Source organism: Bacillus sp. HMF5848 (assembly GCF_003944835.1).
Lineage (GTDB): Bacteria > Bacillota > Bacilli > Bacillales > HMF5848 > HMF5848.
Genome location: NZ_RWIV01000001.1, coordinates 1502147 through 1524782, shown reverse-complemented (window position 1 = coordinate 1524782; position 22636 = coordinate 1502147). Strand labels below are relative to the sequence as shown.

Here is a 22636-nt window from a genome sequence, read left to right as displayed (position 1 = left end):
CCTTAATATTTGTCTCTCAAAACGTGCGCCTGAGTACACACTCACCTAGGTTCAGAATTTTAAACTCCTATACATTAAAAGGATGCTAATTATGTTCATAAAACGGTAACACGGCATCCTTTTTTTAGTTTTCATAAAATGAATTTGATAGTAAAATGCTATTCATATCGTTCTACTCTACCATACAAATGCAATATGAAGGCAAGAAATGGTATAACAAAACGTGATATTGTCAACAATGTAAATGTGACTTCCTCCCAAAGAGTTTATTGACTCCAGACATGCTACCAAGACACACCACCAGACAAACTTTTTTAAAGTTAGGCTTTTTAGGAGCAAGTCATTAGGCTGCCCCGAATTTTCGGGCAGCCCTCGTTCTTTTTTGAGATCTATGAAAAAATCACACATTTACTTGCAAATATGTGTTAAAATGTTTTTTATTCTAAATATTAGTAAGAAGGGTATTTTATGACAACTAGCACTTGTATTACAAAAATTGAAAAGCTTCGTTTAGACCTCATTGAGACAGGGCTTAAAAAAGGGCTAACGCATCCTGAGACTATTAGATTAAGTCAACGATTAGATTTAGCGATGAATAATTATTTAAAAAATAGCGATCAATCGATAGTTATGAGTAATGCAAGATAAGTAGCCTGCTGTATTATCGTTCGTATCAAAAAATTATCGATTGAGACATCTTTAAACCTAGTCAACATAGAGCAAAACTTGTAATATTGCATCATAAAAAATTGACAGATACAGATTAGCATAGTTCTTCCCAAAATCAAAAATTTAATTTGGAATATTCATAAATGAACAAGAGATTATACTAGCTAATACCATCATGTATGTAAAAAAACTACTTTTTTCTGAAATCCTTATAGTCCTACGGCACCTATTCAAGCACTACCATTTACACACCTAACATTCACTCTGTTACTATTGCGTCTAAAGCATTCGCAAAGTCCTCGATTAAATCATCAACATTTTCTAGACCTACTGACAGCCTTAATAATCCATCACTAATTCCCCTTTTGTGTCTTTCTTCCTTTGGCATAGCTTCATGAGACATTTTTGCCGGATAAGACAATATCGACTCCACAGCTCCAAGACTAACTGCAAACACCGGGATTTCTATATTATTTAGTAGTTGCCTAACATCATCCTCACTTTGTAACGAAAATGACAGAACAGCACCGAAGCTTGAAGCCTGTTTACACTGAAGTGTATGACCTGGGTGACTTTCGAGTCCTGGATAATTTACTTCTCTAACAGCACTGTGATTTTCAAGAAATCTAGCGAGTTTTATAGCTGATTCAATTGATTGTTGCAAACGAATATGAAGAGTTTTTAAGCCTCTTAACACAAGCCAACAATCCTGCACTCCTAATATTGCTCCAAAGGAATTTTGTAAAAACCGCATTTCTTTCGCCAAAATCTTATCCTTTACCACTGCTAGACCTGCGACAACATCACTATGACCTGATAAAAACTTTGTTGCACTATGAAGTACAACATCTACATCAAGCTCTAATGGACGTTGACAAGCAGGTGTCATAAAAGTATTATCAACATACGTTAAACAACCGTACTGCTTAGCAAGTGCTACAATTGCTTTTATATCCGTAACTTTCAAAAGTGGATTTGAAGGAGTTTCTATATAAATAACTTTTGTATTCGGACGGATTTGTGTTTCCACAAGAGCAAGGTTTGTCATATCAACAAATGTGTGCTCTATTTGAAACCGAGACAGCACTTCGGTTATAAAGCGAAATGTTCCTCCATAGACATCATCTGGAATTAATACGTGATCTCCACTCCTTAGCATCATGAAAGCAGTTGAAATAGCAGCCATTCCAGAGCTAAAAGCAAAACCATAACCTCCCCCTTCAAGCTCAGCTATAGCTATCTCTAAAGCTTCACGAGTTGGATTCCCTGAACGTGCATAATCATATTTTCCGAAATCATCAAAGCTATCCTGATGAAAAGTAGACGCATGTTGTATCGGCACACTAACAGCTCCAGTCGCTTTATCAACTTTGTGGGTATTATGAAGTAGCCGCGTTTGTAGGCTATAATATTTACTCATAGATTCCGTCTCCTCCCATTGCTGTCTCTAATGCTTGTGATAAATCATCTATAAGGTCATCAACATATTCAATTCCAACAGAGAATCGCAAAAGCCTGTTACAAACCCCGTTTTCTATTCGAATCTCTTCAGGAATATCAGCATGCGTTTGTGTAGCGGGATACGTTAAAAGACTTTCTACACCACCTAAACTTTCTGCGAAAGTAATAATCTTTAATTCTCGCAAAAATCTGTTTACCCACGATGCGTCCCGAATCCGAAACGAAAGCATCCCCCCCCTTCCAGGGTACAACACTTCATCAACTCCATTATGATTAGCTAGAAAATTAGCAATTATTCGCGCATTAGCTTCATGAGTTCTCATACGAAGTGCTAATGTTTTTAATCCCCTTATTAATAACCAAGAATCAAATGGTGAAAGTGTACCTCCTATAGTATTATGAAACATAGCTAATTTCTCACAAAGCTGTGTTCCTTTTGCCACAATTAATCCAGCTAACACATCATTGTGCCCCCCCAAATACTTTGTTGCACTATGAAGAACAATATGAGCACCATGATCAAGCGGGTTTTGCAATATTGGTGTATAAAACGTATTATCAACGATAAATAACAAGTCATGGCGTTCCGCTATTTTACTAATTTCTATTAAATCTGCTTCTTGCATAAGTGGATTTGTAGGGGATTCTACGAATATGGCCTTTGTATTTGTTTTAATAGCTTTCTCAAACAACTGTAAATTCCTATGATCTTCATAACTAAACTCATATCCCCAGTTTTTCCACCCTTGTTCAAACACACGATACGATCCTCCATATAAATCCTTAGATACAACGAAATGATCGCCTTGTTGAAACAGTGAGAAAACTGTTTGTATCGCTGCCATTCCAGAACTACATGCATACCCCTGATCACCATTCTCTAAATCTGCTATTGCGTTTTCAAGAACAGTTCTTGTTGGATTACCTGTTCGAATATAATCGTAGCCAGTTGATTGACCTATCCCTTCGTGCCGATAGGCTGTTGAAAAATAAACAGGAGGGTTTACTGTGCCTGTAATCACATCAGATCGATTCCCTACCTGTGCTAAGCGTGTTTGAAAATGTTTTTTTTCTCTCATGTACGCTCCCCCTTGTATTTCATACTCAATTTTTTATGCGCCTGCTTTAAAAACTACAGTACCCGTAAACTACTGTTGAATCTTCTATCGTAACTAGTCTCTCTTAACGTCAAACTCACCGATTGGCAAGCCTTAAAGCGAAAACAGAGGCGTAGTTGCACTTATGAGTTAGGCAAGAATGAATTTTGAAGAAAATTTTTTATTTTCCTATTAGCTAAAAAACCTTCTTCAAAAGAAGAAGGTTTCCATTATACAGTCAACTTCTTCTTATCTTTCAAGCTAAATATTAGCTTGCTGGAGTTAGCACCATGACAGTCTGTCGGTTGCTGAGGTTTCATCGGGCCAGTCCCTCTACCTCTCTTGATAAGATCAATAAGTATTAGATTTTATTTATATATATTATTACATACGGCCGAAAATGAAAAGTATTTATTTAAATATTCAGATAAATTATTGCTATTGCTTCTATATATACTCTCCTTTTATCAATTAACATCCTCAAGAGTTAGTGCAATGCCACAAAACAATTTTGTTAAGGTAAACATCATTCGATCACCTATACCTAAATGAACGAAATAATTAAAAAAACTAGCATCAGCAGCACAGAAGTGTTTTATAAACTGGACAACGCATAGAAAACAACATAATTCCTCCCATGATAATACCTATTCAAAGTTGTATTATATTTTTCTTCACTATAAAATAAACAGGAAAGTAACTGGAAAGTGTCGAATGTTTTATATAAAAATGTTTGAATTCAAAGGATGTTATTTAAATGCTATATACTTTTATTATGGACCTAGCAGCGAATTTATTTTTTATATTATTTTGTGTATTGTTATTTCAATTTTGGGTTGAGAAGAAGGATTTATCAGTACAAGATCGCAAAAATAGCATTCTTATTTTAACATGTGTTGCTATTGTTCTTTGTATGAGTTTTCCTATAAAAATCAGTAATAATTTTATATTTGATTTAAGGCACGTTCCTATTGTTATAGGTGGCCTATACGGCGGACCATATGTTCTTGCTGGTATTATGCCGACCGCCATTATATATCGTTACCTATTAGGTGGTGATGGTTTTTATGCCTCTTTATTAATCTATGCTATAGAAATAATTGTTTTACTGCTCTCATACCATAAATATCAGCACAAAACCCCCACAAATCGCATGACGTTTGCAGTAATATTTACATTTGTAATCGCTACCACTGTCGCATTTATTGTTGAGTATTCTTCTAACCAGCCTTTATTAGGAATTAATTATTGGCTTATTTATATTTTTGGAAATACATTAGGTATGCTTATCACAGTTAAAATGATAGAAGCTGTACTATCACATATGCAAATGCGTCACCAGCTCATTCGTAACGAGAAGCTAGAAGCAGTTAGCCAGCTTGCATCAAGTATCTCTCATGAAGTACGAAATCCTTTAACAACAAGTAGAGGATTTATGCAACTGTTACTTGATTCAGATCTTGCTGAAGACCAAAAGAATTATATAAAAATTTCTATTGATGAAATGGATCGTGCAGAGCACATCATTCGTGACTATTTAACATTTGCAAAACCTACCGTATCAAAGCTAGAACAAGTCTCAATTGATATCGAATTAAAAAAAGCCTTAGATATAATAAAACCTCTTGCTAATATGAATAACGTTACTACTATTGAAAAGCTTGAACCTGCCATTATTATTGGTGAAAAAGCACTGTTTCAACAGTGTTTTATAAACCTATTTAAGAACGGTATTGAAGCAATGGAGAAAGGTGGTACACTAACAGTAAATAGTACAATAACTATCAATGGTACAATTCGAATTACTATTACAGATACAGGAATTGGTATGACACAACTTCAATTACAAAGGCTTGGTGAGCCATACTATACAACAAAAGGCATGAAAGGCACCGGGCTTGGAATGATGGTTGTATACAGAATTATTCATTCTCTAAATGGCACCATTGATGTTAAAAGTGCTCCAGGCAGCGGGACAACTTTTACAATCGAACTGCCTATTTACACAGTGTGAACCTCGCCAACTAAATCTAAGATTTTGAAGGGCAATTCTCGCTAGCCTTTGTTAAAACATATCTTTTTATTTTTCACTGTACCTTATAGTATGATAAATCTATGTAAGGAGGTAACTATGACATTATATGAAGTAAAACCAAAACTTAAAAAGTTATTACAAGAACGAAACATTTCTGAAGACTTATTATCTGAAGTGTTAGGGATACCAATTGAAGAGGTTCGGTCTTTTGATGAAAAATTATCATTTGATATAACAATATTAGTTGGCATCAGCCGAGTATTAAATGTTGAAATTGAAGATTTATTTTCAGTTACTGAGTTTTGTGAGGAATGCTAAAAGTGTGTCTGCTTATAATATAGCGGACACCTTTTTTATGCAATGAAAAGTAAAATAACATTTAACCATGCAACTTTCAAACTCACTTTTTACGAACATTTATCTCTCAACTAGTGATTCATAAACTGCTGCAATTTTTAATTCAATCACGGGAACAATATAGTGCGTTCCTTTGAGTTTTAAGTCTTCTATCATTATAGAGGTCTCGGAGCTGAAAGCAGTGACGTGAATAGACCTACTATTTTAATATGATGTTTAGGCTAGTTGTAATAAGGAATAGTAAAAGTATATAGTAATGTTGAATAATACATTACTAATCAAATTTATTCTCATCAATAAACTCAGCTTAACAATTAGCAAGGAGGGGTCAAATTGACAACAAACTGGGCATTTGTTTCTGATTTCGATGGTACCATCTCTATAAAAGACTTTTATTGGATTGTTATTGAAAAGTATTTTCCAGAGGGTCGCGACTTGTTTAAAAAATGGAAGGCTGGTGAAATTAAAGACATTGATTTTCTAGATACAGTCTTCACATCTATCCATCAGGATGAAGAGCAAATAATTCATGACGTTTTATCCATTCCGATCGATGAATTCGTGCCTTCATTCATTAACAAAGTACAACAGAATGGTGGGAGCTTCTACATTTTAAGTGCCGGAACAGATTACTACATAAAGCACATTTTAAAGAAATATGATATTAGAAATGTTGAAGTGTATTCTAATCAAGGACGTTATCATGATAAAAATGTACATATGAATATTGATAAAAACATGTGGCATTTTTCGGAACGGTATGGGATTGATAAATCCAAAGTCATTCAAAAACTAAAAGAATCATACGAAACCGTATATTTTGCGGGAGATAGTGAACCTGACTCACATCCAGCTGCCTATGCAGATGTCACCTTTGCAAAAGACGCGCTGCAAAGTATTTTGCAGGAGAAAAACATTCCTTTTGTTGCTATTGATAGCTTTAAGGACATTGAGGCTTATTTAAATGACAAAGGAGTTCTTGAATAAATGTCAAACCCTATTACGAATATACCAATTCCAGCAATTTTAGAAATAAGAAACGGTATTATTACGAAATTAGGTCAATTACTACACAATCATGGCTTTCAACAGGTCATTATATTATTTGATGATTTCACACACAACACATATAAACAACAAATTATGGACTCTATACCAAAATCATTAAAAGCCGATACAATGTTAATGGCAGCAAACTCTGATATTGAAATACTTATTAAACACGCATTTGAACTCGAACGATATGATGCTGTTGTAGCAATTGGTGGGGGAACGGTCATCGACCAAGGAAAATACATGGCATTCTCACGTCGCAGTCCCTTTATTAGTATACCTACATCCGCATCCAACGATGGATTTGCTAGTAGCAACTGCTCATTATTAGTAAACGGCAAAAAAACAACCGTACCCGCAAGAGTACCATATGGTATAATAGCTGACCTCGATATAATAAAGCAGGCTCCACAACGTTTTATTTTAGCTGGGGTTGGTGATTTAATGTCCAATATAACGGCTTTATATGACTGGGAATTCGAAGAGAAGCACGGTGTGAGTCGCGTAAACGCTTTTGCTTCCATGTTAAGTAAAAAAGCAGTTAATAGTTTCATTCGCACACCGATGGATGATATTAAAAACCCAATATTTTTAAAGGAACTAGTGAGTTCCCTTACAATGGGTGGGATTGCAACTGTTATAAGTGGAAATAGTGCACCTATTAGTGGATCAGAACATTTAATATCACATGCTTTAGATAAGATGAAAGACAATCCTCAAATGCATGGAATTCAAGTTGGTATTGCTACGTACATAATGGCGCATGTACAAGAGCATAGAGCTGAACGAATGGAAAAAGTATTTACAAGAACCGGTTTTTTTGAATTTGCAAAAACATTAGGCATGAAGAAATCCGACTTTCTTGAGGCAATCAAAATGGCCCCTTCGATTAAACCTAATCGCTTCACGTATTTACACGATGAAACATATCGAAGCAAAGCAGTTGATTTTGTTAATAGGTTGAAATCAGATTTATTACAATAGGTTTCTTAACCAACTCTTTTAAAATCAAAAGCTGCTTTTTCTTCCTTGTAAGCAATTAGGCTGCCTAGTTTGGCAGCCTAATCGCTTACTATTTCTCTCTAATTTCTTCAAGTGGTTTTACATTACCATACACTGGTTTCGGCAACTCCGTCGGTTTTGCCCAACGAACAGCATTTTGAATAACACGCTGCACATCTTTATGGTAGTAAGTAGGATACGTTTCATGTCCTGGACGGAAATAAAAGATTTTCCCTTTACCACGCTGATATGTACAGCCACTGCGGAACACTTCTCCACCTTCAAACCAACTTATGAATATTAATTGATCAGGTGCTGGAATATCAAAGTGTTCGCCGTACATTTCCTCACTGTTTATTTCTATATACTCACCTAGGCCTTCTGAAATCGGATGACTCGGATCAACAACCCAAATACGTTCCTTTTCATTAGCCTCGCGCCATTTTAAATCACAAGTTGTACCCATTAAGACCTTGAATATTTTCGAAAAATGACCAGAATGCAATACAAGTAACCCCATACCGTCAAGTACACGTTGTTTAACTTTCTCAACGATTTCGTCTTTCACATCGCCATGTGCCATATGCCCCCACCAAATTAACACATCTGTACTCTGTAATACTTCATCTGATAATCCGTGCTCTGGCTCATCTAAAGTTGCGGTTCTAACATTAAGGTCTTTATCCTCTAAAAAGTCAGCGATTGCTCCATGTATACCGTTTGGATAAATGTGGCGAACCTTTTCGTTTTGTTGTTCATGTCTGTTTTCGTTCCATACTGTGACGTTTAACATGTTGAATGCTCCTTTTGTTAGTCTTAAATAACTAGGTTAGAATTTAAAATACACAGAAAACTCCATAGAGCTAACTATATAAATGTCTCTTGACAAACCTAATTAACTAAAATAAACAGGTTTATTTATTTTCGCTGATTCATATATCGCCTCTAAAATTTGTGTGACGACTAATGCTTGCTCAGGCTTTACCACTGGCTCTGTATTATTCAGGACACTGTCAATCCATTGTTTCGCCTCAATATCAGCTGGATCATCTCCGGTGCTATCATAAAAATCGACTCCGCCCACTTGCAATTCAATATTTTTTTCATATAAAACACTGTGGTCCTCACCGTTAATACGCAAGCCATTTTCCATGTCGGCTCCACCTTTTGTACCACATAATGTCGTTTTTGCTTCACCAACATCTAATGTATTTAGTGCCCAGCTTGCCTCAAGAACAATAGTAGCTCCATTTTCCATCGTAATAAATCCGAAGGCAGAATCTTCTACTGTATATTTACTCGGATCCCATGGTCCCCATGCATTGGCGGCATTTTCTGTATCCGCAAGCTTACGATATACATTACCTACAACATATTTAGGCTTATAGTTATCCATCATCCATAAAGTCAAATCAAGGGCGTGTGTTCCGATATCAATTAGTGGTCCACCACCCTGTGCTTCTTCATCAAGAAAAACACCCCATGTGGGAACAGCTCGGCGACGAATCGCCTTTGCTTTCGCATAATATATATCCCCTAGCGCGTTTTCCTCACAAATAGAATGTAAGTATGAAGAGTCCTTTCTAAATCGATTTTGGTATCCAATTGTCAATTTTTTACCCGTACGCTTTGCTGCTTCCACCATCGTACGAGCTTCATCCGTTGTTTTTGCCATCGGCTTTTCACACATTACATGGCAACCAGCCTCCATGGCAGCAATTGAAATCTCTGCGTGAGAAATATTAGGTGTGCAAACATGCACAACATCCAATTTCGCTTCAGTTAACATCGTTTTATAATCAGAATATACGCTTGCTTCAGGCTTACCATATTCACCTTTAGCTTTTTCCGCACGTTCAACATTTACATCGCAAAAAGCTACCATATGTACTTCTTCTATCTTTGCTAGGCTTGGCATATGCTTAAAGTTTGCTATCCCACCACACCCGATAATGCCTACTCGTATAGTCATTCAAAATCCCTCCCGATTCGTATAATACATCTTATCCTACCAATATTCGACATCACATTCAAAGTTCCTTTTTATAAAATATAAAAGCTGATGTCTCAAAAAGTAGACATCAGCTTATATTATTACGCTTTTGCAGCTTGAATTTGCATTCCAATTTTAATTTTATCTCCAATTAATACGCCACCCGTTTCTAAAGGTGCATTCCATTTCAACCCATAATCACTTCTATTAACTGTACCACTTGCACTGAATCCAGCTTTCTCATTTCCCCATGGGTCTTTTCCTTGCCCTTCGAAAGTAACATTAAACGTTTCTGTATTCGTTGTGCCATGTATAGTTAAGTCACCCGTAACAGCATATTCTCCCTCATCTGTTTTTTCTATTTGTTTTGATGAAAATGTCATTTTAGGAAAGTTTTCTACATCAAAGAAGTCTGCTGAACGTAAATGATTGTCACGGTCAGAGTTACGTGTGTTAATACTATTGACATCAACCGAAAATTCAATAGAAGCAGAAGTTAAATCTGTTGGATCAGCTTCAATCTGAGCCTCAAAATTTTCAAATGTGCCTTTTACGTTTGAAATCATCATGTGACGAACTGAAAATTCTATCTCGCTATGTGCTAAATCAATAACCCAATTTGCTTTTGTCATTATTCTCATTCTCCCCTTTTTTACATTTGTTATAAAGCGCATTATTATCTCGAATTAAAGATAACTTAATTCAAGATTAATTATATGAAGACTTCTTCACTATGTCAACAAAAACACATTGTTGTTTGTATAGACATATTTTTTATATAAGTATCTGAGATGTAATCACTTTATTTACATCTTGTCTGAAACTAGAAAAAATTCAACTAAAACTATGTCTTCATTAGCTTTCATACCCGCCAAAATAAAAAATAAACGTAACTCACTTAGTAAGTTACGTTTAGCCCCAGGGCCGATTTGAGCTTTCTTGAATGGAAGTTACTTGCCAAGTCCCCTTATTTAGCTCAACTTTGTATTTATTTATATTAGGTTGTTTACTATGCAACTCTCGCATACTTTCAACTATCACAACATTTTTATTCTGCTCTTTTAATGTTAGTACTAGCGTGTCTTCTTTTCCAATAATGTCAGTATATACACTCAATCTTTGATACCCTGATTTCTCAGATCCAACTGCTACATTAGGCGTGTATGCTAGTAGTCCTTTTCCTACCTCTAACTGATCATCTTCAGGTACATCAATATAATCTGTATTAATAATCACTAATTCAGGAGATAATGTATCGCTTTGTGGTGCCCGGAAATAATGTTTTAATACGGCACGATACAAGTCTACTTTACTAACGGTGTTCTCAGCAGTTGTAAATCTAAATGTATGAGATCTAAAGCCCGCTCGAACTTTAACAACAACTTCTTTTCCTGGTTCAAGCAGGTCTGGGACAAATACCATACCACTATTAGAGCCACTAGTCATACCTTGAATACTATTTGATTTATCTGCGTAATCAACAGACATTCCCATACTATTATAGTTATCTTCCCGCCAATTAACTTCTATTGTCGTATGAAGAGGTACATTTATTTGACCATTTTCAGGGTAAGTACTTTTGACCCAAGTCGTATTTAAATACATATTGTACCCTACTAAACTCATAATAACTGCTAACACACTGCCTACAGCTACTAGCCAATTTTTTTTAGTAAACCGTATGGCACTGTCAGTAGTTACAATATTACGAAGCAAACTACTAAAAGTAAAAGCAGCGAAAGCTGACAAAGTTATATGTATAAAAAGAGGCCACGACGCTCCTATAGGGAACACAACCCATAAAAGAATCGGCGGTATTTGCCCTAATATAATAAACATACAGCCAAGTAGTCCAATGAAATGAAAGACTTTCAAAACATCATGTTTTTTAATGGAAGTTAAGCATAAAGCACCTATTACGGTTACTAAACCACCAATAACTGACACATACCCCCATAATACAATCTCTGCTTCACGTACTTTTCCCACCACATATAAGGGGAGTATCGGTATATATAATATCCCTGCTAATAGTACATAAAGTCCAAGAACTATTAACAGCCACTTATGATTTATCTTTTTTAGCAATCCTATCAATCCTCTTAACCGTTTTGTATTCACTATATCATATTCTCTACTGCTGCCAAACCTAAAGGATACGGCTTTCTGATTGGGAGTTGTGTAATCTTGCAGACACAGAAGACGAAAGATTCTAGATATATACAACCTTTCCAAAACGTGTCTCATTTCGCAAAGTTCTCAAAAAATGGTATAATTTATTTAGTTAATCGAAATGTCTGGAGGCAGTTTCGGTTATAATACATATCAAAAAAAGGAGTGTCTTTGTGTATGACAAAAAATCTACAAAGCACAACAACGTTGCACAACGGGGTGCAAATGCCATGGTTTGGGCTTGGTGTATTCCAGGTCAAAGAAGGTGAAGAAGTGGTTGAGTCAGTAAAAACAGCTATTGAAGCTGGCTACCGAAGCATTGACACAGCAGCTATTTACGGTAATGAAGAAGGTGTTGGAAAAGCAATCGCTGAATCAGATGTACCGCGTGAAGAGTTGTTCATTACAACAAAGGTCTGGAACAGTAAACAAGGTTATGATTCTACTCTTGAAGCATTTGAGGAAAGCATGCAAAAACTCGGCTTAGATTATCTAGATTTATACTTAATCCATTGGCCTGTTCCTGAACAAAACAAATATGTAGAAACATGGAAAGCACTTGAAAAGCTTTATAAAGATGGGCGTATTCGTGCTATTGGTGTGAGTAACTTCCAAATTCATCACCTACAGGATTTGATTGATCAATGTGATATTGTACCAATGGTGAATCAAGTAGAGTATCACCCTCGTCTAGCTCAGAAAGAATTACATGAGTTTTGTAAAGCGAACAACGTTCAACTAGAAGCATGGTCACCACTGATGCAAGGTAAAATACTTGACAACCCAACATTAGTTGAGATTGCTAATAAATACGGAAAATCAACTGCACAAGTCATCTTACGTTGGGATTTGCAGAATGAAGTGGTTACAATACCAAAGTCTGTGAAGCCGCAACGCATTGTCGACAATGCAAACATTTTTGATTTCGAGTTATCACAAGATGATATAGACAAGATTAACAGTTTGAACGAAGAAAGCCGTATAGGGCCAAATCCTGACGAATTTAATCGCGTTTAATAAAGAAACAAGGCTATCTCTACAAGCAACCAACGCTTTGCTGAGATAGCCTTGTTATGTCTACACATTACTTTAGAGTATGTTAATGGGTTTTTACCTTTAGCGGTGTTCTCTCCCCCACTAATATGTCAGACACATGAAATACTTTAGCGAACTAGCTTTAAAAAAGACAATCCTAGTAAAATCATAATGGGAATAGATGGAAGGGCTGCGATAATAGTAACCGCTTGTAGTGCGTCTAACCCTCCTATAAACATGAGAGCTGTTGGCGGAAGTGCCAACATAAACGCCCAAAATAGCCTGTTCCACCTAATAGGATCACCATGAACGTGACGTTGTGTAACTGCCGCAAGCATGTAGGATGAGGTATCAAACGTTGTTGCTAAAAAAATAATGGCTAGTATGGAAAACAGCATAACTACTACACTTCCATAGGGCAAAGTATGCAAAATAGTGACAAAAGCTTCGGGTGCTCCGTTATTTTGTAAAAGCTGAGTCACAGGTAAAATACCTCTCAATTCGAGGAATAATCCATAATTCCCTAGTATTGAAAAAAACAGCCAGCATCCAAAGGACCCTGAAAGAATAGATCCAACTATCACTTGCTTCACCGTTCGTCCTTTGGATATTTTGGCGATAAATAATCCAACGAATGGAGCATATACAATCCACCATGCCCAATAAAATAATGTCCATTTCTCTGGAAAGCCTGATTGTGCAATTGGATCGAGCCACGTATTTAAACGTAAAAAGGAATCGAGTACCAAGCCGATGCTATTGGTTGAAACTTTTAAAATGAAAATGGTCGGGCCTAACAAAAACACACAACATAAAACAAACATAGCAATATAAACATTTAAATCACTCAATTTTTTAATTCCTTTTTCAAGCCCTACATATACACTTACTGAAAAAATAACCGTGCAGATTGCCAAAATGATAAGGTCGAGACTATATGTATGCTGAATACCTGTTAACTTCGTAACACCTGCAGCAATCATTGGCACACTTAGTCCTAGCGTTGTTCCCGACGCACCTAACAAGCCTACTAAAAATAACAAATCTATTATTCTGCCTAATATCCCATTGCTATACTTACCTAAGATTGGCGCACACGCTTCACTTATTTTTAAAATTGATTTGCCTTTCACATGATATAAGTATCCAATTGGTAAAGCAGGCAATGTATAAATAGCCCAAGCTGTCGGCCCCCAATGAAACAACCCATATGCTGTACTCCACTCAATCGCTTCGCTCGAGCCAACCGGTAAATGAAATGGTGGACTAACAAAATAAAACGCCCATTCTATCGTACCCCAATACATGACTCCAGACCCAATACCAGCACAAAAAATCATCGCCACCCAGCTAAAATTAGAAAACGCTGGTTTTTCATCTTTATGACCAAATCTTATTTGACCATATCGACTAAATGCTACGTAAACTAAAAAAAGTAAAGACATAAATCCAATCCACAAATATAACACACCAACACCATTGATCAATTTACTATGAATGGTTTGAAGCCACGTTTCTGAAGCTACTGGGTCCATAAAAATAACTGAACATAAAAGTACAACTGAAAGTACCGCTAACATAAAGAAGGGTGTATCAATTGTATTTCTTCTCATTAGCCATAACCTCCCTTCATTCTCATAAATATGAAGGGATTGTCCAAAACATGAGTTAAACCGACCACATTCTAAATTATGACTATTCTCTAAATGTTTCTCATGAAATAAGACGTTTAATATATAATTGGTAAAGAAGGGAGAGAAAAAATATGAAAACGGCATTAGTTTTTGGGGGTACACGTTTTTTCGGAAAAGATTTAGTAGAGAAGCTTGTAAAGGAAGGTGTAAAAGTTACAGTAGCGACGAGACAAAATAGTACGCTTCCATTTACATCTGAACAAATTGAAACAATTAAAGTAGACCGGTTTAACAAGGACAGTATTTTAGAAGTTGTAAAAGGACGAGAATGGGATGTTGTTTTTGACCAGATTTGCTACAACGGAGAGCAGGCAGCTATTACAGTTGACGCTTTAAAGGGTAAAATAAAGCGCTATGTGTTCACTTCAACATTATCTGTGTATGGCTATGGAAATCATTTACTTGAATCTGCTTTTGATCCTTATACATATGATTTAAAGGCAATTAAACCTGGTAGTGAATTAACGTATCAGCAAGGGAAACAACAAGCTGAAGCTGTCTTTTTTCAACAAGCAAGTTTTCCTGTCGTTGCGATGCGTATTCCAATAGTATTAGGACCTGACGATTATACTGAGCGTTTACAACTACATATTGATAAAATAAAGAACGAACAACCAATTGGGTTCCCAAACATTGAAGCGGATATGAACTTTATTCATCAAGAAGAAGCAGGCAATTTCCTTGTGTGGTGTGGTTTTCAAGATTTCACAGGCCCTATCAATGCTTGTGCTAACGGTAGCTTACGACTTAAAGAGCTTATTTCTATGATTGAACATGTAACGGATAAGAAAGCAATTTTACCTGAAGATTTTTCAGGTGACATCCACTCACCTTATGGTATTGAAAATAATTGGACAATGAGCACAAAAAAAGCACAAAAACTAGGTTATAACTTTTCAAATTTAACCGACTGGCTTCCTAATTTAATAAGAAAACAGGCGAAATGATTCCACTTTTAATCTTTTAGCCAACATCAAGCTACTCTTAATAATATGTATACATTTAATTTACTACATTTCCTCGGTAATAATTTAGCATATGGGAAAAGCCAGAGTTAAACTCTCCTCTGGCTTTCCATAAATAATTTAGATTGTGTCCGGCTTTATCTCGGTTGCCGGATCTTTCACTTCATTTAAAACATACTTAGACGCATTCATAATTAACGGTACTATTAATATAGCTCCCATAATAAATAATACAGCTGCCATCTGATACACCGATGTTAAACCAAGATGAGATTTCATCCATCCCGACATGCTCATCATAATTACCATGGCCCCCATAAACAACGGTGTCATAATGCCATTTACACGGCCAACATAGTTCTCTTCAGAGTTCTGCAGGATCATCGTATTTATACTAATTTGAATGGCTGGTAGCATAAGCCCATTAAAAAATTGTGCAATTAACGTCAGCCATAATACATTAGAGAATCCCATAATTGATATCATAACAGCATCTACTACCATTCCCATTGCTAACATTGTTATTGGCGGCAACTTTCTTGCCATCCCTAAAGCAAGGCCTCCTCCAATAATCATCGCAATCCCATTAACGACAAGGAACCACTGTAAAAACTCTTTTTCAAGTCCAAGTCTTTCCGTTACAATAAAGATTCCCAATGGCTGAATTAACCCTAAAGCTAAACCTGCAACGAAGAAGTTACCTCCAAGAATAGTTAAAAACTTACTACGTTTCACATAACGAATCCCTTGTAGAAGCTCCTCCCACACAGTAGTCTCATCTTCCTTAGGCTCAAGCTTATCTTTTGGCAAGAACAATAATGCGACTGCTGATAGCAGAAACATAACTGTAGTAATCGCAAGAGATACATAAATACCATATTGTTGAAATACAAAAGTACCTATAACAGGGCCTAAAATCATAAATAAAGCAAACATCGTTTGATAAATGGACATACCCATCTGTACCTGTTCTTTTGGAACATGGAGCTTAAACAGCTTCATACCGGATGGCTGTGAGAATTGCGAAAGAATAGCTGAAATTAACATGGCGAAGAATACCGCTTTCCACGTTGCGAACATAAGTGTCAGCAAAATGGCAATTAGCGACAACGCGCTTAAAACATCACACCATATCATCGTTCGCTTAGGAAGCCAACGATCTGCAAACGTGCCTCCAATAATTGAAAAAATAAAAATCGGGGCAAATTCAGCTACTGATATTAACGAAACTGCAACAGGGTCTTCATTTGTTTGTTCCATGACAAACAGTAATACGGAGAAATTACGGACCCAAATACCTATTTGCAGAAATAATCCTGAAACTAATATGGCTCTCACGAATGGATTCGCCATAAAGCTTGAGAACTTTGATTGGTTCTCCTTCATACCCCATCCTCCTAATCAAATCAATCACTTCGTTATCTTAATTTATAAAAATCATTTTGTATAGTGACTTTAGTAACATCTTATTTCCTCTTTTTTACAAAGACCTAAAACTATATACTAAAAGAATAAAGTTATTTGAAAGGAGACTAATATGAACATTGTGCAGTTAGGAAAAGAAGACTATAGAGATACAATAGACTTTTTAAATATGGTGTTCAGTATGACAGATGAACCTCATGATTTCCCTAATCTACTTCCCACGTATTATAAAGAGACACAAAACCATATGAATTGTCACTACGCTGTTAAACAGGAAGGTAAAATTAAGTCACTGGTTGGCATCTATCCATGCACTATGAAAATTGGAGAATCCCTACTACACGTTGCAAGAATTGGTGCCGTTAGTACGCATCCATATTCACAAAAGCAAGGCCTTATGAGATCCTTACTTTCATACTGTGTTAATAAAGTTAAACAAGAATACGATTTAGCTGTATTAGGAGGCTTACGACATCGTTACTTACATTTCGGGTTTGAAAAATGTGGAACGGAGTACATTTACAAAATTAATCAGCATAATTTGAGATATTATCAACCATCAGCACCTCTTTCTTCTACTATATATGTTGAAAAATATAAAGAAGTAACGGCAGCGTTACTTACTCTCCATAACTCAAGTCATCTTCATGTTCAAAGAGATTTGACTAATTTTTTTGATATATGTAGAAGTTGGAACCACAAGCCCTATATTTTTTATGACAAAAATGAGGTGTGTGGCTACTTAGTAGCAGATAAAAATATGACTCACATTTATGAGTTCAATGTAAAAGAGGACTATGAAGGAGATATCATATACTCATTTATGAATCAGTATCAATTAGAAGAAGTTTCCATTCATATTAATCCTTTCAATAGTCAAGTAACTAAGCTTCTGACAACAATTGCTGAGGATGTTCAAATTGAAAATACTGCTAACTGGCAATTGTTTCAATGGGAGAAAGTTCTCCAAGCTTTACTCACTGCTAAACTTTCCAAACATCGTCTATTAGAAGGAGAAATCGTTTTACATATACATAATTACAACACCATCAAAATAATAGTTAAGAACCAGACTGCAAGCTGTCATCAAACTGATGAGAAGCCTAACATATCCCTAGACAGTGCGACGGCTATGAAAGTTTTATTTGGACCAACTTCTCCAGATTCCATTATAGAAATACCTTGTCATATAACACACTGTCTACAGTCTTGGTGCCCGTTGCCACTGTATATGGGAACACAAGATTTCGCATAAAAATTACAAAACGCCGCTAATGTTGTTAGCGGCGTCTACTTGTATATAGTTAATTTATAAACAGCTTCCACATTACATTTATACATTTCCCCTGTTGCTTTAATGATTTTTCGTAAAATGACATACTCCTCCAAATAATATGAGGAGAGAATCTGACGTCTATGAAAGAAACGATGAACGCCAGGTAATACAGCTGCAACCGCCTGGAGTTAGTCACTAATCCCAGTATAAACTTATGCTTTCTTTAACGTTATAGAAATACCTCTTGAAAAACATTGGCGTTTTCTGTCATTATAAAAATATAAAATATAGAGAGGTATACTTTTCTTATGCAAAATGAACTCCATATTCGTCAGCGAAATAAATTACTTCTTATATTATTATCTGTTTTTTATATTTTTGATACGGGCGTATTTTACATACTTGATCCTGATATCACAACGTTGTGGCCTCCTGTAGGGTTAGTAGTTGCCATAGCATTATTTTTACTAAACATAAGCAAGACGCCAGCCATATTTAATATGTACGCTTCTATCACTGGTGTGTATATTTTCTTTTTTGTGCTTAACATTATGCATATTAACTTTATTAACTATATTTTTATCATCTTTGGCATTATCGTTTCTTCCATATATCAAAGAATTGGACCATTAGTATATTCAAGTATAATATGTTGTGTCCTGTTAGTTTACTTCCACAATAAAAATTTTCATTTGTATGGGACTTATTTTGAGGCATTTGATGTCATTTATTATGTTTTATTTGCTTTATTTACGTTAGTGTTCTTTATTTTTCATACAAGATATGTCAATCAATTATGGGAAAATCTACAACAAGAAGAAGCCGATACAAAAAAGGAGCTTTTTAATACACAGGAGCAACTTCAATCCTTATTTAAATATACAGAAGACGGTATTGTTATCCTAGATACAATTGGTACAATCATGAATGCAAATGATGCATTCGCTAAATTATATGGATACCGGCTTAATGATATCATTGGAAAAGTTCACCCTATTATTCCAGATGACCAGTTGGAAAAGGTACAAAAACGTTTAAAGACAGTATTAAGCGGGGAAAGCATTGTTGCTTTCGAAACAAAGGAAATTAAAAAAGATGGAACTTATTTTGATGCTGAAGTGACCCTATCCCCTATTTTTAATAAACATAAGGATATAGTGGCCATCTCAGGAATTGTACGTAATATATCAGAAAAAAAACAAACAGAAAAAATACTACGTCAATCAGAAAAACTGAAACTCGCAGGAGAAATGGCGGCAGGTATAGCCCATGAAATACGTAATCCATTAACAGTTATTTCTGGATTTATTCAAATGATTCACAATGAAGATTCAAAGCATAGAACTTACACACGTATTATAGACACGGAATTAAAACGAATAAACCAAATAATAAGCGAATTTCTAATTCTAGCTAAGCCACAAGCAAATATAAAGAAACAGGTAAGTCTACAAAATATACTGCACAATGTACACATTTTATTTGAATCTGAGTGCCATTTACGAAACATTCGTTTAATTATGGATTTACCTGAGAAACCACTAACAATCTCGGCCGAGCCCAACCAACTTAAGCAAGTTTTTATTAATCTTATAAAAAATGGTATGGAGGCCATGCCTGATGGTGGCGATATTATCATACAATTAGAAATCGACACTACAAATAAATATTATATTGTAACGATTACTGATACAGGATGTGGGATACCAAAAGATATTTTAGAAATTATCAAGACTCCTTTCTACACTACAAAAGAAGAAGGAACTGGCTTAGGTTTAGTGATTACTGAAAAGATTATACAAGATCATAAAGGTGAGCTTGAAATAGTTAGTGAATTAAATAAAGGTACAACGATTCGTATTTCTTTACCAGCTAACTAGCAATTCAAGGCTGTTACTAAATCAAAAAACGTTTAAGAACGATTTGTTTAGCAACAGCCTTTTATATTAACATGTTGCTTCAATTGTGTGAATCAGCTTTTTAAGTAAATCTAGTGACTCATCGAGTGAAAGAGAATACAATCTAGTAGTCCCTTTTTGCTCTATTTTCACAAGCTTTGTATCACGTAGTATTTTCAAATGATGAGAAATCGCTGGTCTCGACAGACTAGACCTTTCCGCAATCTCATTTACACTTAATGATTCATGCTCAGCTAATAATAATATAATATCCTGTCTTGCACTATCACTTAATGAATTAAATAAAGGTATACATGACCGAAATACTTCAATAGCTTGTTGTCCCATAACGTCTCGCTCCTACAGTTTAGTTTTCTTCTGCAACATACTTAGCTACTTTTGCAGCTATACTTCTTGGTAAAAACTTCGAAGCTATTACACCCATTTTATTTAAGCCACCTGTAACAACTACTCTTTTGCCTTTTATAAATGCTGCATAGCCTTGACGTGCAACAACTTCTGAAGACATAGCTCTACTAAACATCTTCGTATTTTCTACGTTCGCAACAGCTCCAAAATTGGTTTTAGTGGCACCAGGGCATAAGGTTGTTACTGTTATGTTACTTCCATATAATTCTTCCACTAAAGCTTCTGAAAAAGAGAGTACAAATGCTTTTGTTGCATAATAAACCGCCATTTTAGGTCCTGGTTGGAAAGCTGCTGTACTTGCCACATTAAGAATCTTCCCTTGATTTCGCATCTTCATATCTTTTAAAAAGTAGTATGTCAATTCCATTAAGGCAGTTACATTCAGTTGAACCATATCATGCTGCTTTTCAATGCTTATTGTATCAAATTCGCCTAACAATCCAAATCCTGCATTGTTAACAAGCATATCTACTTGAATGCCCTCTTGATTTATAGCTTGATATACTCGTTGAGCCGCATTACTCTGGCTTAAATCCTCCGAAAATGTAAATATATTTACATTATTAAACTTGTTTTTAATGTCTTTTAGACGCTCTTCATTCCTTGCTACTAACACTAAATTATACCCATCGTTAGCAAATAGCTTTGCAAATTCATATCCCAATCCACTTGTTGCACCTGTAATCAGTACAGTTTTAGTCATAATATACCTCCAATATTGGCATTAAATTATTATATGTTTAAACATTTAAACGTTTAAACATATAATAATTCCTAATATCACATATGTCAATCATTTAGCAAAAACAGCTGACAAACTAACGAAATATACAACGATAAAAGTATTAACAATGCACCTATCAAAGACCAAGAAGCTGCATACAAAAGTGATCCTGTTTTAGCTGCTGTAATGGGCGGCATTAATCCTCAGCACATTATTGTTAGTGGATTGGGAGCGATGCCAGTCGACAGTGTTGGTAACAAATGGACGGCCTCCTACATAGGGGCTAGTGGAAACCTACTTGCTGACTTTAGAGCAAACCTTAACGCCGAATCTCAAGGTCGTTTACAAGCAGTCCGGCTTTATGAAATATAATAACTTTTCTCTCTTTCATGTTTTTTCACACCCTTGGTATCGGATAACCATAAAAAAACTTTTGCTAGTATCTACTTTATTTTTTAGGAAATTTCACTTTCTCCCACGTAATATAATGTAATATAACAGTAACAAATTTTAATAAGGGTGTGTAAGATATGAATTTAACTGCTGTTATTACGGGTGTTAGCCATAGTCGTGGTATTGGTGCAGCTATATGCACAAAACTTGCAAAGGACGGAATTAATATCTTCTTTACACATTGGCAAGCAGATTTGCAGTGGATTGAAGATTTCCAAGCTGAATTAGAGACTTACGGCGTACACTGTGCTCATATGGAAATAGACTTGTCCGAACATGATGCCGCCACCAGTATACTAAATGTTGTGACAGATAGGATTGGATTCCCTACCATTCTTGTTAACAACGCGGCACATTCAACTAATGACGGATTTTTACAATTGGATGCAGATGCGCTTGATAAGCATTACGCTGTAAATATGCGTTCTACATTTTTATTGTCAGTTGAGTTTGCAAGAAGATTATCACATGCCAAAAATTCATATGGAAGAATTATTAATTTAACATCTGGCCAAGATCTTGGACCTATGCCTAATGAACTAGCTTATGCAGCAACAAAGGGTGCGATATCAGCTTTCACACGCTCTTTATCAGCTGAAGTAGCACATCTACATATAACAGTTAATGCAGTCAACCCCGGACCTACTGATACTGGATGGATGACAGAAAACATAGAGACACAACTACGTCCAAAATTCCCGCAAGGCAGAATTGGTACTCCTAATGATGCAGCAAATATTATAAGCTTCTTAGCTAGCGAAGAAGCACAATGGATAACAGGTCAAATTATTCACTCAGAAGGTGGATTTTTGAGAAGATAAATCTTATAAGTCGACACGTTAAAAATTGCAATTGACTATAAGAAAAGTACAAGGCGTTTATGGTATTAACGTATAGA

General features: G+C 35.7%; 20 protein-coding genes, 1 pseudogene and 1 riboswitch. Of the genes and pseudogenes, 11 read left to right on the top strand and 10 right to left on the bottom strand.

The window, feature by feature from the left end; all coding sequences use genetic code 11:
- Positions 1-468: 468 nt before the first annotated feature.
- Complete coding sequence (locus tag EJF36_RS07200) at positions 469-648, top strand: aspartyl-phosphate phosphatase Spo0E family protein (protein ID WP_125905664.1); 180 nt, start codon at positions 469-471, stop codon at positions 646-648.
- Between the two features lie 280 nt (positions 649-928).
- Here EJF36_RS07200 and metC read toward each other — a convergent pair whose 3' ends face one another.
- Together metC and EJF36_RS07190 are read right to left on the bottom strand one after the other, a co-directional pair.
- Positions 929-2089, bottom strand: a complete 1161-nt coding sequence (metC, locus tag EJF36_RS07195; RefSeq protein WP_125905663.1) for a cystathionine beta-lyase — start codon at positions 2087-2089, stop codon at positions 929-931.
- Entirely contained in the window at positions 2082-3209 is a 1128-nt protein-coding gene (locus tag EJF36_RS07190) for a methionine biosynthesis PLP-dependent protein (protein WP_125905662.1), read from the bottom strand. The genes metC and EJF36_RS07190 overlap by 8 nt, the downstream gene beginning before the upstream one ends.
- Positions 3210-3473: 264 nt before the next feature.
- Positions 3474-3579, bottom strand: a riboswitch (SAM riboswitch).
- A 405-nt stretch (positions 3580-3984) separates the two neighbouring features.
- Between EJF36_RS07190 and EJF36_RS07185 the strand changes: the two genes are divergently transcribed.
- The 4 genes from EJF36_RS07185 (at position 3985) to EJF36_RS07170 (ending at position 7656) form a co-directional block, all read left to right on the top strand.
- Complete coding sequence (locus EJF36_RS07185) at positions 3985-5241, top strand: ATP-binding protein (protein ID WP_125905661.1); 1257 nt, start codon at positions 3985-3987, stop codon at positions 5239-5241.
- Between the two features lie 117 nt (positions 5242-5358).
- Positions 5359-5580, top strand: coding sequence for a helix-turn-helix domain-containing protein (locus EJF36_RS07180; protein ID WP_125905660.1), 222 nt, complete (start codon positions 5359-5361; stop codon positions 5578-5580).
- 372 nt (positions 5581-5952) lie between these two features.
- Positions 5953-6606 carry an MtnX-like HAD-IB family phosphatase gene (locus tag EJF36_RS07175; RefSeq protein ID WP_125905659.1) on the top strand — a complete coding sequence of 218 codons (654 nt, stop codon included), beginning with the start codon at positions 5953-5955 and terminating at the stop codon, positions 6604-6606.
- Complete coding sequence (locus EJF36_RS07170) at positions 6607-7656, top strand: iron-containing alcohol dehydrogenase family protein (protein ID WP_125905658.1); 1050 nt, start codon at positions 6607-6609, stop codon at positions 7654-7656.
- Between the two features lie 88 nt (positions 7657-7744).
- Here the strand turns inward: EJF36_RS07170 and EJF36_RS07165 are convergent, their stop codons facing one another.
- The 4 genes from EJF36_RS07165 to EJF36_RS07150 all read right to left on the bottom strand — a co-directional run bounded on the left by EJF36_RS07165 (position 7745) and on the right by EJF36_RS07150 (position 11755).
- Complete coding sequence (locus EJF36_RS07165) at positions 7745-8467, bottom strand: ThuA domain-containing protein (protein ID WP_125905657.1); 723 nt, start codon at positions 8465-8467, stop codon at positions 7745-7747.
- 102 nt (positions 8468-8569) lie between these two features.
- Positions 8570-9646 carry a Gfo/Idh/MocA family protein gene (locus EJF36_RS07160; protein ID WP_125905656.1) on the bottom strand — a complete coding sequence of 359 codons (1077 nt, stop codon included), beginning with the start codon at positions 9644-9646 and terminating at the stop codon, positions 8570-8572.
- Between the two features lie 122 nt (positions 9647-9768).
- On the bottom strand, positions 9769-10299 hold the full coding sequence (locus EJF36_RS07155) for a YceI family protein (RefSeq protein WP_125905655.1): 531 nt from the start codon (positions 10297-10299) through the stop codon (positions 9769-9771).
- 280 nt (positions 10300-10579) lie between these two features.
- Positions 10580-11755 carry an MFS transporter gene (locus EJF36_RS07150; RefSeq protein ID WP_125905654.1) on the bottom strand — a complete coding sequence of 392 codons (1176 nt, stop codon included), beginning with the start codon at positions 11753-11755 and terminating at the stop codon, positions 10580-10582.
- A gap of 261 nt (positions 11756-12016) precedes the next feature.
- On the opposite strand from EJF36_RS07150, the gene EJF36_RS07145 reads away from it, so the two are divergent.
- Complete coding sequence (locus tag EJF36_RS07145) at positions 12017-12856, top strand: aldo/keto reductase (protein ID WP_125905653.1); 840 nt, start codon at positions 12017-12019, stop codon at positions 12854-12856.
- Between the two features lie 146 nt (positions 12857-13002).
- Here the strand turns inward: EJF36_RS07145 and EJF36_RS07140 are convergent, their stop codons facing one another.
- A complete protein-coding gene (locus tag EJF36_RS07140) occupies positions 13003-14487 on the bottom strand; it encodes a BCCT family transporter (protein ID WP_185806851.1) in 1485 nt (494 codons plus the stop codon).
- 152 nt (positions 14488-14639) lie between these two features.
- On the opposite strand from EJF36_RS07140, the gene EJF36_RS07135 reads away from it, so the two are divergent.
- Positions 14640-15515, top strand: a complete 876-nt coding sequence (locus EJF36_RS07135) for an NAD-dependent epimerase/dehydratase family protein (RefSeq protein WP_125905651.1) — start codon at positions 14640-14642, stop codon at positions 15513-15515.
- Between the two features lie 138 nt (positions 15516-15653).
- On the opposite strand, the gene EJF36_RS07130 is transcribed toward EJF36_RS07135, so the two are convergent.
- Positions 15654-16919, bottom strand: a complete 1266-nt coding sequence (locus EJF36_RS07130) for an MFS transporter (protein WP_125905650.1) — start codon at positions 16917-16919, stop codon at positions 15654-15656.
- Between the two features lie 151 nt (positions 16920-17070).
- Between EJF36_RS07130 and EJF36_RS07125 the strand changes: the two genes are divergently transcribed.
- Complete coding sequence (locus tag EJF36_RS07125; RefSeq protein ID WP_125905649.1) at positions 17071-18213, top strand: GNAT family N-acetyltransferase; 1143 nt, start codon at positions 17071-17073, stop codon at positions 18211-18213.
- A 329-nt stretch (positions 18214-18542) separates the two neighbouring features.
- Complete coding sequence (locus EJF36_RS07120; protein ID WP_125905648.1) at positions 18543-20114, top strand: ATP-binding protein; 1572 nt, start codon at positions 18543-18545, stop codon at positions 20112-20114.
- A 66-nt stretch (positions 20115-20180) separates the two neighbouring features.
- Here EJF36_RS07120 and EJF36_RS07115 read toward each other — a convergent pair whose 3' ends face one another.
- Positions 20181-20480 (bottom strand): ArsR/SmtB family transcription factor, encoded by a 300-nt coding sequence (locus EJF36_RS07115; RefSeq protein WP_125905647.1) that lies wholly within the window; start codon positions 20478-20480, stop codon positions 20181-20183.
- Between the two features lie 19 nt (positions 20481-20499).
- Entirely contained in the window at positions 20500-21264 is a 765-nt protein-coding gene (locus tag EJF36_RS07110) for an SDR family NAD(P)-dependent oxidoreductase (protein WP_125905646.1), read from the bottom strand.
- Positions 21265-21414: 150 nt separating this feature from the next.
- Here EJF36_RS07110 and EJF36_RS07105 point away from each other — a divergent pair.
- Together EJF36_RS07105 and EJF36_RS07100 are read left to right on the top strand one after the other, a co-directional pair.
- Positions 21415-21651, top strand: a pseudogene (locus EJF36_RS07105) (manganese catalase family protein); the annotation flags it as partial.
- 164 nt (positions 21652-21815) lie between these two features.
- On the top strand, positions 21816-22559 hold the full coding sequence (locus EJF36_RS07100; RefSeq protein ID WP_125905645.1) for an SDR family oxidoreductase: 744 nt from the start codon (positions 21816-21818) through the stop codon (positions 22557-22559).
- Positions 22560-22636: the final 77 nt, after the last annotated feature.

Bases quoted from the DNA above. Each gene is read 5' to 3' on its own strand.
- EJF36_RS07200 (WP_125905664.1), top strand. From the start codon at position 469: ATGACAACTAGCACTTGTATTACAAAAATTGAAAAGCTTCGTTTAGAC.
- metC (WP_125905663.1), bottom strand. From the start codon at position 2,089: ATGAGTAAATATTATAGCCTACAAACGCGGCTACTTCATAATACCCAC.
- EJF36_RS07190 (WP_125905662.1), bottom strand. From the start codon at position 3,209: ATGAGAGAAAAAAAACATTTTCAAACACGCTTAGCACAGGTAGGGAAT.
- EJF36_RS07185 (WP_125905661.1), top strand. From the start codon at position 3,985: ATGCTATATACTTTTATTATGGACCTAGCAGCGAATTTATTTTTTATA.
- EJF36_RS07180 (WP_125905660.1), top strand. From the start codon at position 5,359: ATGACATTATATGAAGTAAAACCAAAACTTAAAAAGTTATTACAAGAA.
- EJF36_RS07170 (WP_125905658.1), top strand. From the start codon at position 6,607: ATGTCAAACCCTATTACGAATATACCAATTCCAGCAATTTTAGAAATA.
- EJF36_RS07165 (WP_125905657.1), bottom strand. From the start codon at position 8,467: ATGTTAAACGTCACAGTATGGAACGAAAACAGACATGAACAACAAAAC.
- EJF36_RS07160 (WP_125905656.1), bottom strand. From the start codon at position 9,646: ATGACTATACGAGTAGGCATTATCGGGTGTGGTGGGATAGCAAACTTT.
- EJF36_RS07155 (WP_125905655.1), bottom strand. From the start codon at position 10,299: ATGACAAAAGCAAATTGGGTTATTGATTTAGCACATAGCGAGATAGAA.
- EJF36_RS07145 (WP_125905653.1), top strand. From the start codon at position 12,017: ATGACAAAAAATCTACAAAGCACAACAACGTTGCACAACGGGGTGCAA.
- EJF36_RS07140 (WP_185806851.1), bottom strand. From the start codon at position 14,487: ATGAGAAGAAATACAATTGATACACCCTTCTTTATGTTAGCGGTACTT.
- EJF36_RS07135 (WP_125905651.1), top strand. From the start codon at position 14,640: ATGAAAACGGCATTAGTTTTTGGGGGTACACGTTTTTTCGGAAAAGAT.
- EJF36_RS07130 (WP_125905650.1), bottom strand. From the start codon at position 16,919: ATGAAGGAGAACCAATCAAAGTTCTCAAGCTTTATGGCGAATCCATTC.
- EJF36_RS07125 (WP_125905649.1), top strand. From the start codon at position 17,071: ATGAACATTGTGCAGTTAGGAAAAGAAGACTATAGAGATACAATAGAC.
- EJF36_RS07120 (WP_125905648.1), top strand. From the start codon at position 18,543: ATGCAAAATGAACTCCATATTCGTCAGCGAAATAAATTACTTCTTATA.
- EJF36_RS07115 (WP_125905647.1), bottom strand. From the start codon at position 20,480: ATGGGACAACAAGCTATTGAAGTATTTCGGTCATGTATACCTTTATTT.
- EJF36_RS07110 (WP_125905646.1), bottom strand. From the start codon at position 21,264: ATGACTAAAACTGTACTGATTACAGGTGCAACAAGTGGATTGGGATAT.
- EJF36_RS07100 (WP_125905645.1), top strand. From the start codon at position 21,816: ATGAATTTAACTGCTGTTATTACGGGTGTTAGCCATAGTCGTGGTATT.